The sequence below is a fragment of the Yersinia massiliensis genome (assembly GCF_003048255.1).
GTDB lineage: Bacteria > Pseudomonadota > Gammaproteobacteria > Enterobacterales > Enterobacteriaceae > Yersinia > Yersinia massiliensis_A.
The window spans coordinates 1-17,049 of the sequence record NZ_CP028487.1 but is presented as its reverse complement, the minus strand read 5'-3'; the positions used below and the strand labels follow the sequence as shown (position 1 = coordinate 17,049).

Here is a 17,049-nt window from a genome sequence, read left to right as displayed (position 1 = left end):
ATTATCAGTCGGTGGGAAGAAATCTTTCCGCATTGCACCCGCTTTTATCTGCGAGTATGGTACTTGTTCACTTACGGATAACAATAAATTTTCATTTATGAAGTTTTCACTTTTCGGCGACAAATTCACCCGCTACGCGGGGATTACCAGACTGATGGACGACCTTAACGACGGACTGAGAACCCCAGGTTCAATCATGCTCGGCGGTGGAAATCCGGCACATATCCCAGAGATGGATGCGTACTTCCAACAGCTTTGTCAGGAGATGCTGGAACGTGGGCAATTGACCGAGGCATTGTGTAATTACGATGGGCCGCAGGGCAAAGATATTCTGTTAAAAGCGCTGGCGAAAATGCTGCGTGACGAGCTGGGTTGGCACATTGAGCCACAGAATATTGCACTGACAAATGGTAGTCAGAGCGCATTTTTCTACTTATTTAACTTGTTCGCAGGCCGCTATGCTGATGGTAGCCGTCGTCGAGTACTGTTCCCGCTGGCCCCTGAGTACCTCGGTTATGCTGATGCCGGTCTAGATGAAGACTTATTTGTCTCCGCCAAACCTAACATTGAGCTGCTACCGGAAGGCCAATTCAAGTACCACGTTGATTTTGACCACCTCAATATTACCGATGATATTGGTTTGATCTGCGTTTCACGGCCAACCAACCCAACCGGTAACGTCATCACGGACGAAGAGCTGATTCGCCTTGATACTATCGCTCAGCAGCGTGAGATCCCGCTATTGATTGATAATGCCTATGGCGTGCCTTTCCCCGGTATCATTTTTACCGACGCAACGCCGCTGTGGAACCCCAATATCATCCTGTGCATGAGCCTATCAAAACTCGGCCTACCCGGTTCACGCTGCGGTATCATTATTGCCGATGAAAAAGTGATATCTGCTATCACCAATATGAATGGCATCATCAGCTTATCGCCGGGCAGTATGGGGCCGGCCATCGCCGCTGAGATGATTGAGCGTGGTGACTTATTACGCTTATCCAACGAGGTCATCCGGCCATTTTATTTTGAGCGCGTACAGCAAACAATCGCGATTTTGCGTAAATATCTGCCGCCAGAACGTTGCCTGATCCACAAACCAGAAGGGGCTATTTTCCTCTGGTTATGGTTTAAAGACCTGCCCATCAGTACCGAGCTGCTCTATCAACGCCTGAAAAAACGCGGTGTGTTGATGGTGCCGGGCCACTACTTCTTCCCAGGGCTTGAGTATGACTGGCCACATACCCATCAATGCATGCGCATGAATTACGTCCCCGCGCCGGAAGAGATTGAAAAAGGGGTGGTCATTCTGGCTGAAGAAATTGAGCTGGCATTCCAAGAAGCGCAGTAATCGGCATGTAGTAAACGTCAAAAGGGCAGCGTATTGGCTGCCCTAAAATCTGATGATTACCACTCACAGACTAAATCACATCGTTGTCCAGAACAGTACCGCGAGGATCTGCGGCGACATAATCCGCAAAAACATCGCTAACGGATAAACCGTGGCATAAGACAATGCTGCTGCGCCGCTGGTAGGATGAATGCCATTGGCAAAGGCCAACGCCGGTGGGTCTGTCATAGAACCGGCTAACATACCGCACAAGGTCAGGTAATTCATCTTCGCCAACATCCGCGCCAGAATCCCCACCGTCAACAGTGGAATACCGGTAATCATCGCACCATAACCAATCCACGCCAGCCCATCACCATTGACCAAGGTATTGATAAAGTCACCGCCCGATTTCAATCCGACAACGGACAAGAACAGCACAATCCCCAGTTCACGCAGCGCCAAGTTCGCACTCGGCGGCATAAACCAATACAGCTTACCAATGCTACCAATACGCCCGAGTATCAGTGCCACCACCAGCGGGCCACCGGCCAACCCTAAGCGCAGTGCCGCAGGGAAACCCGGTATAAACAAAGGGATAGACCCTAGCAATACCCCCAAACCGACACCGATAAAGACCGGCAGCATCTGTACTTGTTGCAGTTTCTGCTGGGCGTTCCCCACCACGGCAGACACGGCCTCGATCGCTTCCGGACGGCCCACCAGATTCAGAATGTCACCAAATTGCAAACTCGCACTGTTACTGGCCACCAGTTCGATACCCGCACGATTCAAACGGGTGATAGCGACGTCATATTTCTGCTTCAGATTAAGGTCGCGAATTTTTTTGCCTAGCACCGCCTCGTTGGTGACCACCACGCGGGCGGTTTGCAATATCGTGCTGGCTGTCGAGAGGGTGACATCCACCTCTTCCCCCACCACCAATCGCACTTTATCTAAGGCTTCACGCTGCCCGACCAAATGCAGGTAATCGCCTAGCTCAATCACGGTACCAGGCAATGGCACCATCAACAGATCACCGCGTTTCAAGCGCGAGCAAACCACCTCATCACTGTTGAGCAACGGCACGTCTTGCATGGATAAACCATTCAAGTTGGGGTTACGGACCGCCACGTTCATGGTTTGCAGCAATTCACGATTCTGCCCGTGGCTGCTATCAAACTCTTTTGCTTCACGATCAATGTTGACCTTAAAGAATAAGCGAATCAGCCACATCACCAACAAGATGCCGCAAATACCAAATGGGTAGGCCATCGCATAGCCCATCCCCATCTGGCTGACCAATTGAGGCGGAGAACCTAAATCAGTGAGGATTTGTTGTGCTGCCCCCAGTGCAGGCGTGTTGGTTACCGCCCCCGAGAACACCCCGAGAATGATCGGTAGCGGCACAGCAAACAGTTTATGGATAATCGCCGTCACTATCCCGCCAACCACGACCATGAGAATGGCAAAGAGGTTTAGCCGCAGTCCCGAAACACGTAAGGAAGAGAAGAACCCCGGCCCGACTTGAATACCGATGGTGTAAACAAACAGAATCAGGCCAAATTCCTGAATGAAATGCAGCATGTCTGCGTTCAACACCACGTCATACGTTTGTGCAAAATGGCCGACAATAATGCCGCCAAATAGCACCCCACCAATACCTAACCCAACACCATAGACTTTCCAATTACCGATCCATAACCCCAATACGGCGACAAGCGCCAACATACTGACGGTAAGGGCGATAGCACTCATAAATCACTTCCTTGCCTAAGTTTAAAAACGGGTCGGCCATCGGGAATGTGTCGCGATACAAACATGGCCTTAAATTCTTACAATTAGTAAGGATTCTGTCAGAAGGGGGAACGGTTGAATGTGGGATACACCACAAAATGCACCGGAGAGCGGGGAATCTCTCCGGTGAAAAAGTTAACGAGGAAAAGCTAAACGCTAAAAAGACAAAACAAGGAGAGGATTATCGTTACCGATACCCCACGCAGAGGTATCGGTCATCATAATTACTGCTGCTCAGTAGCTACCGAGCTTTCTATCACTTGCTGCTCTTGAGGAGCTGCACTGCCGATAGTAATACGCTGTGGTTGCAGCGCTTCTGGCACCTGACGTAGCAGATCAATGTGCAGCATACCGTTTTCAAACTGAGCATTATCCACATTCAGATGCTCAGCCAATGTGAAGGTCAGTGAGAACTCTTTACGGGCTAAGCCCTGATGCAGGTATTCAACCTGCTTATCTGCCGGTGCGGTTTTACCGCGAACGGTCAGACGTGGACCTTCAACTTCGATGTCCAAATCGCTCTGTTTAAAACCGGCCAATGCCAGTGAGATGCGATAGTGGTTATCATCCGTTTTTTCAATGTTGTATGGCGGGAAGCCTTGAGCATCCTGAGCGCCTTGCATTGAGTTAGCCAGTTTATCAAAACCAATCCACTGACGAAGTAATGGTGACAAATCATAGTTACGCATAGATATAACTCCTTCTTTGAAGCGAGATATCCCCATCATTTTCAACGTGCCGATGCCGACAAGTTAGAATATTTTGGGTATTAAGATAATATGCAGCCACGAATGAATGATATAAAAACCCCTAACATAAAATACTGACGTTATCGTATTTACATCTCTCAATCCGTGGCTGGTTAGCCCCCGATTACGGCAGGCTGAACACGACTACTCGACTATCATGATAAAGCCATTTTCATATAAACAACGTTATTAGACAGTCGCCACTAAATAAATGACTTACTCTCTATATAGAGGCTAATTATTTAATTTCAATTCTACGTGGTTTTAAATTCTCGGGTACAACACGTTCGAGATCGATATACAGCAAGCCGTTTACCAAGTTGGCACCTTTAATTTTCACGTGTTCAGCCAACTGGAATTTACGCTCAAAGTTACGCTCTGCGATACCTTGATATAGGTAAGTGCGTTGCGCAGGCTCGCCAGCACGAGAACCACGAACAATCAACAAGTTATCTTGTGTCGTGATGTCTAAATCTTTTTCTGCAAAACCCGCCACCGCAATAGCAATGCGATAGTGGTTATCATCAACTAATTCGACATTATAAGGAGGGTATCCCCCATTAGTTTGATTCTGCCCAGATTCTAATAGATTAAATAAACGGTCAAAACCAATCGCTGAACGATACAGTGGAGCAAGCTCAGTATTACGCATAAAAACTGCCTCCTAAATAGATTAGCAAGGATGTTATCTTGTTTTTTAATAAGCCCTCCATATATGGACGAGCTATTCGTCAGAATACCCTATCGGCGTATTCTCTCTGACTCGATAATAATATGGCGTCGGTTTACTTCTTTTCAAGAGTAAAAATATAAAAATTTTCGAGAAAAATCCCATTATAGGGTTTCCCGTTACTAACATTCGATAAATTTGCTGTTATCACTTAGACTTAAGTTAAATCACGTCATAGTATTGAATCTTTAACCATCAGAACTGTCTGTAAGAGAGTGTAAAAATTACGACAAAACCTGACAATCGTGGTGTGTCACTGCCAAGCATGATGATAAGAGCTGAAAAACAATGAGAAATACTGTTATCCCGTTTGTTACCGGTTGTTCACTGCTTTTATCCAGCGGTTGCTCCAGCATTATGACGCACACGAGCAGCAGTCAGGGTTACTACTCAGGCACGGAAGCCAATGTGGCGATGCTGAAAGATGATAATACCGGTTGGGCGTTGCGCCCCTTGTTGGCGGTGGACCTGCCCTTTTCAGCGGTAATGGATACCCTGTTGCTACCCTATGATTATTTGCGCTCAGATAAAGAAGACAAAATGACCAACTCCCCGCGTGAACGTGTTCGCCAATCAGAGACGGAGAACCAATCAACAGCTCACGTTGCCGATACACCGGTGCAATAACCTACGCTACATTGACGGTAAAAATCTGAGCGAATCCCTCAATTTCCCGCATAAAAGCAATTTGAGTGCCGTCAGGTGAGAAGACCACCGCATCCGCTAAAGGTGCGATGTCACTGCGTTTCGTCAGCCGCTGAAGTTGGCCGGTCGAGCTATCACACTGCATCACGCTATTATCACAAACAAACGCCAAACAATGGCCTTGCGGATGCCAGCTAAAAGCAGATTGAACGCCCCACGGGCTGGATGTTAGTTGCCGTGGTTCCCCACCATTAGGGGAAACCAGCCACAACTGCACAACGCCATTATCATCTTTCATCAAGCAAGCAATGGCGCTGCCATCCGGTGACGCACGCAGCCAATGGCGCGGACTGGTCGCTAGACCGGGAAAACGCCGTGCAGCGGTATGGGTGACGCGCCGTTGGTGAACGCCCGCAGGGGGTGCTGGCAGGGTCGTGGATGTCCCTTCCAGCGGAGCATCGCCAGCACGAGCATAATCTCGGTCATGCTCAGGTAAATCAGCAATAAAAATTTCAGGGATTTTCTCCCCCTGCGCTGAAAGGGTATCGCCAATAAAGGCAAGCGCCCAACGCTGGCGAGTACCGTCTGTTTTCAGATATCCCTGCGTACCAATCCAACCCTCTTCATAAGCGCGATTGATTTGATCGCTACCCGCCTGCGGCTTGGGCGTCGTCCGGCTGACCAACACACAAAAGTGGCTACCATCATATTCGCGGGGATGCTGTTTGGGTGGGTTAACACCGTGCAGCGGCAGGGCAATACCAACATTGCGGCAATCCAGCGCGGGGTCTAGTTCATGCAGTACATGATCGTTATAAGTAAAGCTGAGGCGGCTACCATCAGGGCTGAAAACGTGGACGTGCGTTCCGCCACGCAAGGCGCCAGGTGTATAAGGTGCGGTGATATCCATGGCATCCAGTGTGACCGCCAGCTCTCTATCTGGTTCTGCGACTATCACCCCTCGCCGATGATGGAAGTCATAATGCCAATGGCTATCGGGATGTTCAGGCCCATGGATAAACACATAACGCGCGGGCAGGTCTGGGCTAACCGTCACCACCCCGACATGAGCACCCTGCTGAGCACGATAGACCACCTCAATATGGCCAGTGGCACAATTCACTCGCTCAATTGTTAAACCGCTAAAGGTCGCACCATTCGGCCGCACATCGTACACCAGCCATTGGCTGTCCGGTGTCCAGACATTGATGTTAGTGAGCTGATGCCCTCGGGGATCAAAGGTAAGCTGTTGTTCCTGATAAGAAGCATCTTTCTGGCTAATCATGCTGGCTCCGGCGATATAACGAGCTGGGTTATTTATCAGGATTATATCACTACCCGCGCCAGATTCTGGTCCTCACACTCATCACTGGCTTTCCAAGATCAATAGCTATCACTATAGCGGTAGCTATTTAGAATAAAATGTCTAATATAGATTTTTTATTCTAATCGATGCGACCCATGCTTAGCCGATACCAACCCATTGCCGATGCCGTTGCGACCCTTTTTTCCCCCTATGCGGAAGTCGCTATCCATGATTTAGCCAGCCAGACGCTGGTTTATATCGCCAATAACTATTCGCAGCGTGAATTAGGCGAAGACTCCAATCTCAGCGAGCTGCAATTTGATCAGCATTCGCAAGTGATTGGCCCATACCAGAAACGTAACTGGGATGGCCGCCAGCTCCGCTCGATCAGTACCGTGCTGCGCGATGACCATGGGCAAGCTATCGGGCTAATGTGCATCAATTTAGATATTACCGTATTTGAAAGTGCCAAAGCGGCGCTGGACATGTTCCTATCAGGCCATCAATTACAGCCTCAGCCAGAGGTGTTATTTCAGGACGACTGGCAGGAGCGTATCAATACTTATACCCATCACTGGCTGCAACAACAGCAGCTAACCTTAGCAACACTGAATAACGTTCACCGCCGAAAACTCATCGAAGCGCTCTACCGGCAAGGGGCCTTTAACGGCAAGAATGCGGCAGGTTACGTCGCAAAAATCCTGGGCATCGGCCGAGCGACTGTTTATAACCAGCTGAAAACAATAAAAAACTGCTGAAGAATTTTAAGGAATCAAGATGAATACATTATTTGAGGCCATCAAAGAGGCCCACCAAGTATTACGGCCACAAGTGAGAGTGACGCCACTGGAATTCAGCCCGTTACTGTCGCAACACAGTGGTTGCGACATCTATCTCAAATGTGAGCATCTGCAACACACGGGTTCATTTAAATTTCGTGGTGCCAGTAATAAGCTGCGGTTGTTAACGAACGAGCAGCGTCAGCAAGGGGTGATCACCGCTTCCACCGGTAATCATGGTCAGGCAATGGCGCTGGCGGGGAAATTGGCAGGGGTTAAATCCACCATTTATGCACCAGAACAAGCCGCCGCCATCAAACTAGAGGCGATCCGCGCATTGGGTGGTGTCATTGAACTGATACCTGGGGATGCGTTAAATGCAGAGTTGGCTGCGGGTATCGCCGCACAGCAGCAAGGGAAAACCTATATTTCCCCTTATAACGACGCGCAGATTATTGCCGGACAAGGCACTTGCGGCATGGAAATGGTTGAGCAACAACCGGATCTCGATGCGGTGTTTGTTGCTGTTGGTGGCGGTGGCCTGATTTCTGGCATTGCGACGGTATTGAAGAAGCTCTCAGATAAAACACAGGTGATTGGTTGCTGGCCTGCGAATGCCACCAGCATGTATACCTGCCTGCAAAAAGGGCAGATTCAAGAAGTCGAAGAGCAAGAGACCTTATCGGATGGCACCGCTGGCGGCGTCGAGCTGGGAGCAATAACGTTCTCGTTGTGCCAGCAGTTAATCGATCAGAAAGTATTAGTGACTGAGCAAGAAATTAAAGAGGCAATGCGTTTGATTGCCCGTACTGACCGCTGGATGATAGAAGGTGCGGCAGGTGTAGCATTAGCCGCCGCATTGAAGCTGGCACCACAATGGCAAGGTAAGAAAGTCGCAGTTGTGTTGTGCGGGAAAAATATTGTGCTGGAAAAATACTTAGGAGCCGTTAGCGAATGATAACCCTGAACAAGCAACAAATTCTCGACAAGTTTAATGCAGATACCATCACGTTGTTGCTCAAACAGGGTTTTATTGCGTTTAGCCAAAAGCAGGTGCAGATGCCACCGGTTCAGCATTTACTTTTTGCGCAATCCAATGGTGATTGCTGCATTAAAAGTGGTTATTTACAGGGTGATGACCTGTTCGTGGTGAAAGTTTCTGGTGGATTTTATGATAATCCCGCTCAGGGGCTGGCCAGTAATCAAGGGTTGATGATGGCATTTTCGGCCCAGACCGGTGAGCCGCAAGCCCTTTTGCTTGATGAGGGCTGGCTGACTGCGCTGCGTACCGCATTGGCAGGGCGTATTGTGGCTGAGCTTTGCGCGCCGGCGCATATCCGCAATATCGGTATCATCGGCACCGGTATGCAGGCACGGTTGCATCTGATGTACCTGAAAAGTGTGATTTCGTGCCGCCAGCTATGGGTTTGGGGCCGCAGTGAAACGGCATTAGAGGAGTATCGGCAATTTGCGCAAACAGAAGGTTTTGAGGTCAATACGACGCAAGATGCCGCTGAACTTGCCAGTCACTGCCAGTTTATCGTAACCACCACCCCCAGCCGTGAGGCGATTTTACAAGCTGCGGATATTCAGCCCGGTACGCATATTACAGCCGTTGGTGCCGATGGCGCGGGCAAACATGAATTAGCCCCTGAATTGGTGGCAAAGGCCGATAAAATTTTGGTGGATTCATGGGTGCAATGTACTGAGTTTGGCGAGATTTCCTCTGCTTTCCAGCAGCAGCTTTTAGCGCACCACACGTTGACGGAGATCGGGGTTGTTTTGGCGCAAAATATCTCTTTCAGGGATGATGATCAACAGTTTACGTTAGCGGATTTAACGGGGTTAGGGGTTCAGGATGTGCAGATAGTGAAGGGGGTTTTGGGGGGATAAATTTGGTGATCGGTTGTCTGCTTTGCAGGTGATTCTGGTTGTTTTGTTTGGTGATCGGTTCGGTTGTTATAGCTTCAGTGTTTACCTTACCTCTGATGCCTCAACCGCCAAATGGGCCATGAGCGTGGCCCCTTTGGAAACCCGCGCTTGCGCACGCATCGCTTGCCTGCTTCGCAGGTTCCCTCACTTATCGTTTCGGCTGACGGACGGCTTTATTCGCATCCCTGCTCATGGCGCCTAAAACGGGCGTCCTGCCCGTTTTCCTTGCCTTCTCTCTTCACTCGGCAGCTCAAATGTGCTTTTAAACTTCAAGGTCAACACCATGATTTTTTGGCTTTTGGCTTTTGACGTTGAGCGCAATCAGAAAAATTGCCGACGAGGATAGAGGGTAGAGTGAGCGGCCATGGACGGCCGCGAAAAGCGCGCTTGAGCATGGATGCGAATCGCGCTGGCTCGTTAGCCGAAAGACGTAGGAGGTTTACCCGAAGGGCAATATTTCGCGCAAAGGCGCGGGTGTTGGGCCGCCGCCCTGCGGCCCGACTCGGTTGAGGCGACGAGGTTAAAGTGACCGCAGAACGCCTATCAACCGAAACAAGATCCAGTCCTCAACCGAACCGATCACCAAAACGCATGATCCAAACCTAAATAACAAACTCCTCAATCGCCACCGCCACCCCATCCTCACTATTCGTCGCGGTAATAAACTGGGCAATCTCTTTTAGCTCAGGGATCGCATTCCCCATCGCCACCCCCACGCCAGCATAATTAACCATCGCAATATCATTGCCTTGATCACCTAATGCCATCACATTTTCTTGTGCGATACCTAAATGCTCAGCCAGCATTTTCACTCCCGTTCCCTTATCAACACGCTTACTCAGAATCTCCAAGTAGAAAGGCGCACTTTTCATGATGGTGAAACGCTCAAAAGCCTCGGCAGGCATCATCGCTAATGCACGGTCCAGATTTTCTGGCTCATCAATCATCATCACTTTCGGGAAACGTAATGTCGGATCCATCTCTTCCACAGCCCGGTACTTCAAGGGGATGCCGGTTAATAACACCTCATGTAGCGTGTATTTGCTGATATCTTTGTTTGCCGTATATAAGGTATCAAAATCAAACGCTTGGAAACTAACCCCCATCTCACGCGATAAAGCCTCGAAATAGAGATAATCCTCAAAACTGAGGGTTTCCTGTAAAATACATTCACCTGTCGCGGCTTTTTGGACCAGTGCACCGTTATTGCTAATGCAATAATCGCCGCTATTTTCCATGTTCAGCTCACGTAAGTAACGTTGGACCCCAATATAAGGCCGGCCGGTGGCCAATACCACGCAAACCCCTTTCGCGCGAGCAGCATCAATCGCCTGCTTAACCCGTGGGGTGATTTCATGCTGCGGATTCAGTAACGTGCCGTCCATATCGATAGCGATCAATTCAATAGCCATAAGGTCCTCAGATTTATTTAACCAATACCCCATGCTAACGCGATTCAGCGCTCAAATACCAGTAAGTCTGTGCGCGGTACATCGCTGATGACAAAATCATCCTGAATGCAGCAATCAGCAGGCAAAAAAAATCCAGAGACAGTTTCCTGCTCTGGATTTCTGACCGCTTATCTTACCCGCAGATTAGATATCGATATTTGCTGCGCGCAGCGCATTCTCTTCGATAAAGGCACGGCGAGGTTCAACCGCATCGCCCATCAGCGTGGTAAACAGCTGGTCTGCTGCAATGGCATCTTTCACCATCACTCGCAGCATACGGCGGCTAGCAGGGTCCATTGTTGTTTCCCACAGCTGCTCTGGGTTCATTTCACCCAAACCTTTATAGCGCTGAATAGCCAGACCACGACGAGACTCTTTCACCAACCAATCCAATGCATCTTCGAAGCTTGAAACCGGTACACGGCGCTCGCCACGTTCGATAAAGGCATCGTCTTCAATCAGGCCGCGCAGTTTATCGCCCAACAGGCAAATTTTGCGGTATTCGCCGCCGTGGATGAAATCAAAGTCCAGCTCGTAGTCTGTATCCACACCGTGGGTACGGATACGCAATATTGGCTCGAACAATTGGCGCTCACGGTTTTCACGCACCACTGAACTGTAGCTGCTGCCATGCTGTTCTTTCTCATTTAGCATGACCACCAGCGAATCAATCCACTGTGTGACCGCTTCTTTATTGCCTAAGTCATCTTCTTGCAGCGTTGGCTGATAGATCAGGCTATTGAGCAGCGCACGCGGATAGCGGCGTTCCATACGGGCAATGGTTTTCTGAACACTGTAATGCTCAGCCACCAATTTCTCTAAAGGCTCGCCTGACAGGGCCGGTGCATGGGCATTGATGTGCAATGCAGCGCCATCTAATGCCAATGACATCTGGTACTCTTCCATCGCATCATCATCTTTGATGTATTGCTCTTGCTTGCCTTTCTTCACTTTGTACAATGGCGGCTGAGCGATAAACACATGACCACGCTCGATAATTTCCGGCATCTGACGGTAGAAGAAGGTCAGCAACAACGTACGAATGTGCGAACCATCGACGTCAGCATCGGTCATAATAATGATATTGTGGTAGCGCAACTTGTCAGGGTTATATTCATCCCGACCAATGCCACAACCCAACGCAGTGATCAACGTTGCCACTTCTTGCGAAGAAAGCATTTTGTCAAACCGCGCTTTCTCAACGTTCAGGATTTTACCTTTCAGCGGCAAAATGGCCTGATTCTTACGGTTACGGCCTTGTTTTGCAGAGCCGCCCGCTGAGTCCCCTTCCACTAAGTAGAGTTCGGACAACGCGGGGTCACGTTCCTGACAGTCAGCGAGTTTACCTGGCAAACCAGCCAGATCCAGCGCACCTTTACGGCGAGTCATTTCACGCGCTTTACGCGCCGCTTCACGAGCACGAGCTGCGTCGATAATCTTGCCGACTACGATTTTGGCGTCGGTTGGGTTTTCCAGTAAATACTCAACCAGCTTCTCGTTCATCAGTGTTTCGACCGCCGTTTTCACCTCAGAAGAAACCAATTTATCTTTGGTCTGTGAGGAGAATTTAGGATCAGGCACTTTCACTGACACGACGGCAATCAGACCTTCACGGGCGTCATCACCGGTCGCACTGATTTTCGCTTTTTTACTGTAGCCTTCTTTATCCATGTAGCTGTTCAGCGTACGAGTCATCGCCGTACGGAAACCGACTAAATGCGTCCCGCCATCGCGCTGCGGAATGTTGTTGGTGAAGCAGTAAATGTTTTCTTGGAAACCATCGTTCCACTGCAATGCCACTTCCACACCGATATCATCTTTCACGGTGGAGAAATAAAACACTTTCGGGTGGATCGGGGTTTTGTTCTTGTTCAGATACTCAACAAACGCCTTGATACCGCCTTCGTAATGGAAGTGGTCTTCTCTGTCGTTACGTTTGTCTCTCAATTTGATTGAAACACCGGAGTTCAGGAATGACAGCTCACGTAGGCGTTTAGCCAAAATTTCGTATTGGAATTCGGTGTTATTAGTGAACGTCTCGAAACTCGGCCAAAAACGCACGGTCGTCCCGGTCTGATCCGTTTCACCCACGACTTTCAGCGGTGCCTGTGGCACGCCCATTCTGTAAGTCTGCTCGTGAACTTTACCTTCACGGCGAATGACCAGCTCCAGCTTTTCAGACAAGGCGTTAACAACGGAAACCCCTACGCCATGCAAACCGCCGGAAACTTTATAGGAGTTATCGTCAAACTTACCGCCAGCATGCAGCACGGTCATGATGACCTCTGCTGCGGATATCCCTTCCTCGTCATGCATACCGGTTGGAATACCACGGCCATCATCCTGTACCGAAACCGAGTTATCCGAATGGATGGTTACCACGATTTCCTTACAGTGGCCAGCGAGGGCTTCGTCGATAGCGTTGTCCACAACCTCGAATACCATGTGGTGCAGACCGGTACCGTCATCAGTATCACCGATATACATGCCCGGACGCTTACGAACCGCATCCAGCCCTTTTAATACCTTGATACTTGAGGAGTCATAAGTATTCGACATCAACGTTTCTCGCTCATTTTTAATCCTGTGGTTGAACCGCTATTTTGCCATGTTCCACGCGGAACATCTTGCCCTTTTCACCGACCATGTCAGCCACTTGTTCAGCGCTCACGGCGCTAACAAAAACTTGGGCTTGGGTCGCTTTCAGACGCTCGGCCAATAAACGACGACGGCCGGTGTCTAATTCGGAAGCAAAATCGTCAAGCAGATACAGGCAACGCCGCCCGCTCTGTCGGGTGAGAAACTCACCCTGCGCTAACCGTAGTGCGCACATCAGCAGTTTTAGCTGACCGCGCGAAAGTAAATCTTCTACCGGTGTACCCTCGGCCCGAATGCGAAAATCCGCTTTATGTGGCCCGATGGCGGTATAGGTTAGCGCTCTGTCACGCTCAAACTGGCGCTCCAGTAACTCACCGTAGTCACTCTCTTTATCCCAGCCTCGCTGGAAAGAGAAACTCAGTGCAAACTCTGGTAGAAACAGGGCGCATGTGGCTGAAATATCTGCCGCAAGTGCGTCGCTGTATGCTGCCCGCCATTCGCTAATACGTTCCGCCAGTGGGATAATTTCCTGATCCCATGGCCGAATTTGCGCATAGCGACTAACCTGGCGCAGTGCGGCGTTGCGCTGCTTAAGTAATCTTTTCAGATTGCTCCAGGCCGTAAAAAAACTGGGTTCGTTATGAAAGCAACCCCAGTCTAAAAAGGCGCGCCGAAATTTTGGCCCGCCGTTCAATAACGTAAAACCTTCGGGAGTAATGAGCTGCATTGGCAGCATTTGTGCCAACTCAGCGACTTTGTGACCGTCGGTACCATCAATGCGGACTTTGCTATCACCTTGCCGGCTTTTGCTCAGGCCCACAGAGGACTCACGTTCATTCACCTCTACTCGGCCATGCAATACAAACTCGGCACAATCGTGGCGAATCACGCGGCCCGCCTGCAAACTACGAAAAGCACGACCATGGCCCAAGGTGTAAATCGCCTCCAACACACTGGTTTTGCCACTGCCGTTGGGGCCGACCAAAAAATTAAAGCCTGGCGCTAGCGCCAAATCAGCCGATTCGATATTTCGAAAATTATTAATCAGTAAACGCGTCAAGGCCATGCTGCAAATTTCTTCATTATCGAACTATCAAAGTAATCGAACTATCCAAGGCGTTATCATCGCAGACCATTTGCGTGTAGCCAGCGCACCACCACCGGATCGTACTGAATATCCGTGAGGTTGGCGAACACTGCCCAATCGCAAAAAAGCAGGTAAGGTAGCCCGAATATTACAACCGCATTGGCATGACAACGTAGGCCGCCGCCTGACTTGCCCCATCTTCAATCTGCACACTGGACACCGAATCAGTCAGTAGCAGACGGACATCTTCGCACTTCAGGGCATTGAGCACATCAAGCACATAGCTGACGTTAAAACCGATCTCCATTTCTGCCCCATCGTAGCTGACGTCGAGGATCTCTTCGGCTTCTTCCTGTTCAGGGTTATTGGCCGTGATCTTGAGCTGATTTTGGCTAACATAGAGCCGAACGCCACGAAACTTCTCGTTCGATAATATTGCCGCTCGTGCGAAAGCTTGTTTCAGCAAATCACAGCTAGCTTCCAGCGTTTTGTCGGGATTCTTCGGCAATACGCGGCGATAATCAGGGAAACGACCATCAACCAGCTTGGAAGTGAAAATAAAGTCACCGACATGGGCGCGGATATTGTTGCTGCCAATCTGCAGGCGCAGTGGTGTATCGCCGCCATCCAATAATCTGACCAATTCCATCACGCCTTTACGCGGCACGATAACCGAATGTGACGGCAACGACTGACCTATCGGCATTGAACATACCGCCAGACGGTGGCCATCGGTAGCAACAGTGCGCAACTCTTCGCCTTCAGTCTCAAACAGCATGCCGTTCAAGTAATAGCGCACATCCTGATGGGCCATTGAGAACTGTGTTGACTCAATCAGGCGCTTCATCGTGGCTTGCGGCAACGTAAATTCAACGTCACTTTGCCAGTCATCCAGATTCGGGAAATCTATCGCCGGTAGCGTGGACAACGAGAAACGGCTGCGTCCTGAGCGCACCAATAGGCGATCACCATCTAATGCGACGGTAATTTCAGCCCCTTCCGGCAAACCACGCCAGATATCAAGAAACTTCCTTGCAGGCACCGTGGTTGCACCCTGCTCATGGGGCTGAGACAGCGCAACACAGGCCACCATCTCCATTTCCAGATCGGTTCCGGTTAGGCGCAAAGCGCCTTGCGTCACTTGCAGCAACAAGTTACCTAAAATAGGTAACGTAGGGCGTCCACCCAGCGGGCTACTGACCTGTTGCAGCGGTTTTAACAGATGCTCACGTTCAATGATAAATTTCATAGCGCTAGGAGGATAATGTTCTGATTAGGTTAGAGTAATCTTCTTTGATGTCGTGACTTTCTTCACGCAATTGCTCAATCTTGCGGCAAGCGTGCAACACCGTGGTATGGTCGCGGCCCCCAAACGCATCGCCGATTTCTGGAAGGCTATGGTTGGTTAGCTCTTTCGCCAACGCCATCGCCATTTGGCGCGGGCGGGCGACCGAACGTGAACGCCGTTTGGAGAGCAGGTCAGCGACCTTAATTTTATAATATTCAGCGACAGTCTTTTGAATATTATCGATAGTAACGAGCTTTTCCTGTAATGCCAGTAAGTCACGTAGCGCTTCACGAACAAAATCAATGGTGATGGCTCGGCCGGTAAAATTGGCATTCGCGATCACACGATTCAATGCCCCTTCCAGCTCACGCACGTTAGAACGCAGACGCTTGGCAATAAAGAACGCCACCTCACCCGGTAAACGAATGTCATTTTCATCCGCTTTCTTCATCAGGATCGCGACGCGAGTTTCCAGTTCTGGCGGCTCAATAGCGACCGTCAGGCCCCAACCAAACCGCGACTTAAGACGATCCTCTACACCATTGATCTCTTTTGGGTAGCGATCTGACGTTAGGATGATCTGCTGATTACCTTCCAGCAAGGCATTAAACGTATGGAAAAACTCTTCCTGAGAACGCTCTTTATTGGCAAAGAACTGAATATCATCGATTAATAATGCATCAACCGAACGATAATAGCGCTTAAACTCTTCTATCGCGTTGTTCTGCAAGGCTTTAACCATATCTTGCACAAAACGCTCTGAATGCATGTACACCACTTTGGCATTGGCTTTACGGGCCATGATGCCATTCCCCACAGCATGTAACAGGTGAGTTTTACCCAAGCCTGTCCCACCATAAAGGAACAACGGGTTATAGGCTCCGCCCGGATTATCCGCCACCTGACGTGCTGCTGCACGGGCCAGCTGGTTCGATTTACCCTCAACGAAGTTATCAAATGTGTGCTTCGGGTTAACATTCGAACGATAAGAATGTTCAGGTTGCGCAGGCGAACTGTCCCAACTCGGGCGCACAGGTGCGCTACGGGTAACGGGTGCAACAGGCGCACTAACGCTGGCTGTGACTGGATGACTCTGTGTCGCTCTTACTGCCGGTTTACTCCCCACTTCAAAACGCAGTAAGGGAACCTCGCTACCACAAAAATCATTGAGTAAGCCATTGATGTTGTTTAAGTACTTATCGCGGACCCAGTCCAACACAAAGCGATTAGGTGCGTAAAGCGCCAGAGTATTGTCACTCAGTTCCGCCTGCAATGGGCGTATCCACATACTAAATTCTGTGGCAGGTAACTCATCCTGCAATCGGGCAAGACACTGCTGCCAAAGCGAAAGTGACAC

The 17,049-nt window shown here is 49.7% G+C and carries 14 protein-coding genes; 5 read left to right on the top strand and 9 right to left on the bottom strand.

Annotated elements, in window-relative coordinates; all coding sequences use genetic code 11:
• Window positions 1–97: 97 nt before the first annotated feature.
• Window positions 98–1,351 carry a valine--pyruvate transaminase gene (locus tag DA391_RS00075; protein WP_050083429.1) on the top strand — a complete coding sequence of 418 codons (1,254 nt, stop codon included), beginning with the start codon at window positions 98–100 and terminating at the stop codon, window positions 1,349–1,351.
• 75 nt (window positions 1,352–1,426) lie between these two features.
• Here the strand turns inward: DA391_RS00075 and DA391_RS00070 are convergent, their stop codons facing one another.
• The 3 genes from DA391_RS00070 to ibpA form a co-directional block, all read right to left on the bottom strand.
• Window positions 1,427–3,088 (bottom strand): putative transporter, encoded by a 1,662-nt coding sequence (locus DA391_RS00070; protein WP_019212668.1) that lies wholly within the window; start codon window positions 3,086–3,088, stop codon window positions 1,427–1,429.
• Between the two features lie 263 nt (window positions 3,089–3,351).
• Complete coding sequence (gene ibpB, locus DA391_RS00065; RefSeq protein WP_050083396.1) at window positions 3,352–3,816, bottom strand: small heat shock chaperone IbpB; 465 nt, start codon at window positions 3,814–3,816, stop codon at window positions 3,352–3,354.
• A 298-nt stretch (window positions 3,817–4,114) separates the two neighbouring features.
• Complete coding sequence (gene ibpA, locus DA391_RS00060) at window positions 4,115–4,528, bottom strand: small heat shock chaperone IbpA (RefSeq protein WP_049610232.1); 414 nt, start codon at window positions 4,526–4,528, stop codon at window positions 4,115–4,117.
• Window positions 4,529–4,894: 366 nt separating this feature from the next.
• Between ibpA and DA391_RS00055 the strand changes: the two genes are divergently transcribed.
• A complete protein-coding gene (locus DA391_RS00055; RefSeq protein WP_019212665.1) occupies window positions 4,895–5,233 on the top strand; it encodes a YceK/YidQ family lipoprotein in 339 nt (112 codons plus the stop codon).
• Window position 5,234: 1 nt separating this feature from the next.
• Here DA391_RS00055 and DA391_RS00050 read toward each other — a convergent pair whose 3' ends face one another.
• On the bottom strand, window positions 5,235–6,536 hold the full coding sequence (locus DA391_RS00050) for a DUF3748 domain-containing protein (protein WP_050083393.1): 1,302 nt from the start codon (window positions 6,534–6,536) through the stop codon (window positions 5,235–5,237).
• Window positions 6,537–6,712: 176 nt separating this feature from the next.
• Between DA391_RS00050 and DA391_RS00045 the strand changes: the two genes are divergently transcribed.
• The 3 genes from DA391_RS00045 to DA391_RS00035 are packed head-to-tail and all read left to right on the top strand — an operon-like array spanning window position 6,713 to window position 9,229.
• Entirely contained in the window at window positions 6,713–7,315 is a 603-nt protein-coding gene (locus DA391_RS00045) for a helix-turn-helix transcriptional regulator (protein WP_050287453.1), read from the top strand.
• A 19-nt stretch (window positions 7,316–7,334) separates the two neighbouring features.
• A complete protein-coding gene (locus DA391_RS00040; protein ID WP_108087208.1) occupies window positions 7,335–8,294 on the top strand; it encodes a threonine/serine dehydratase in 960 nt (319 codons plus the stop codon).
• Window positions 8,291–9,229, top strand: a complete 939-nt coding sequence (locus DA391_RS00035) for an ornithine cyclodeaminase family protein (RefSeq protein ID WP_108087207.1) — start codon at window positions 8,291–8,293, stop codon at window positions 9,227–9,229. Before DA391_RS00040 ends, DA391_RS00035 begins: the two co-directional genes overlap by 4 nt.
• 641 nt (window positions 9,230–9,870) lie before the next feature.
• On the opposite strand, the gene yidA is transcribed toward DA391_RS00035, so the two are convergent.
• From yidA to dnaA, 5 genes are all read right to left on the bottom strand, one after another.
• Window positions 9,871–10,680, bottom strand: coding sequence for a sugar-phosphatase (gene yidA, locus DA391_RS00025; RefSeq protein WP_049610247.1), 810 nt, complete (start codon window positions 10,678–10,680; stop codon window positions 9,871–9,873).
• A 183-nt stretch (window positions 10,681–10,863) separates the two neighbouring features.
• Window positions 10,864–13,278, bottom strand: coding sequence for a DNA topoisomerase (ATP-hydrolyzing) subunit B (gene gyrB / locus DA391_RS00020; protein WP_050083571.1), 2,415 nt, complete (start codon window positions 13,276–13,278; stop codon window positions 10,864–10,866).
• Between the two features lie 19 nt (window positions 13,279–13,297).
• Window positions 13,298–14,383 carry a DNA replication/repair protein RecF gene (gene recF / locus DA391_RS00015; RefSeq protein ID WP_050083569.1) on the bottom strand — a complete coding sequence of 362 codons (1,086 nt, stop codon included), beginning with the start codon at window positions 14,381–14,383 and terminating at the stop codon, window positions 13,298–13,300.
• 169 nt (window positions 14,384–14,552) lie between these two features.
• Window positions 14,553–15,653, bottom strand: coding sequence for a DNA polymerase III subunit beta (dnaN, locus tag DA391_RS00010; RefSeq protein WP_019212657.1), 1,101 nt, complete (start codon window positions 15,651–15,653; stop codon window positions 14,553–14,555).
• Between the two features lie 4 nt (window positions 15,654–15,657).
• Entirely contained in the window at window positions 15,658–17,049 is a 1,392-nt protein-coding gene (gene dnaA / locus DA391_RS00005; protein WP_019212656.1) for a chromosomal replication initiator protein DnaA, read from the bottom strand.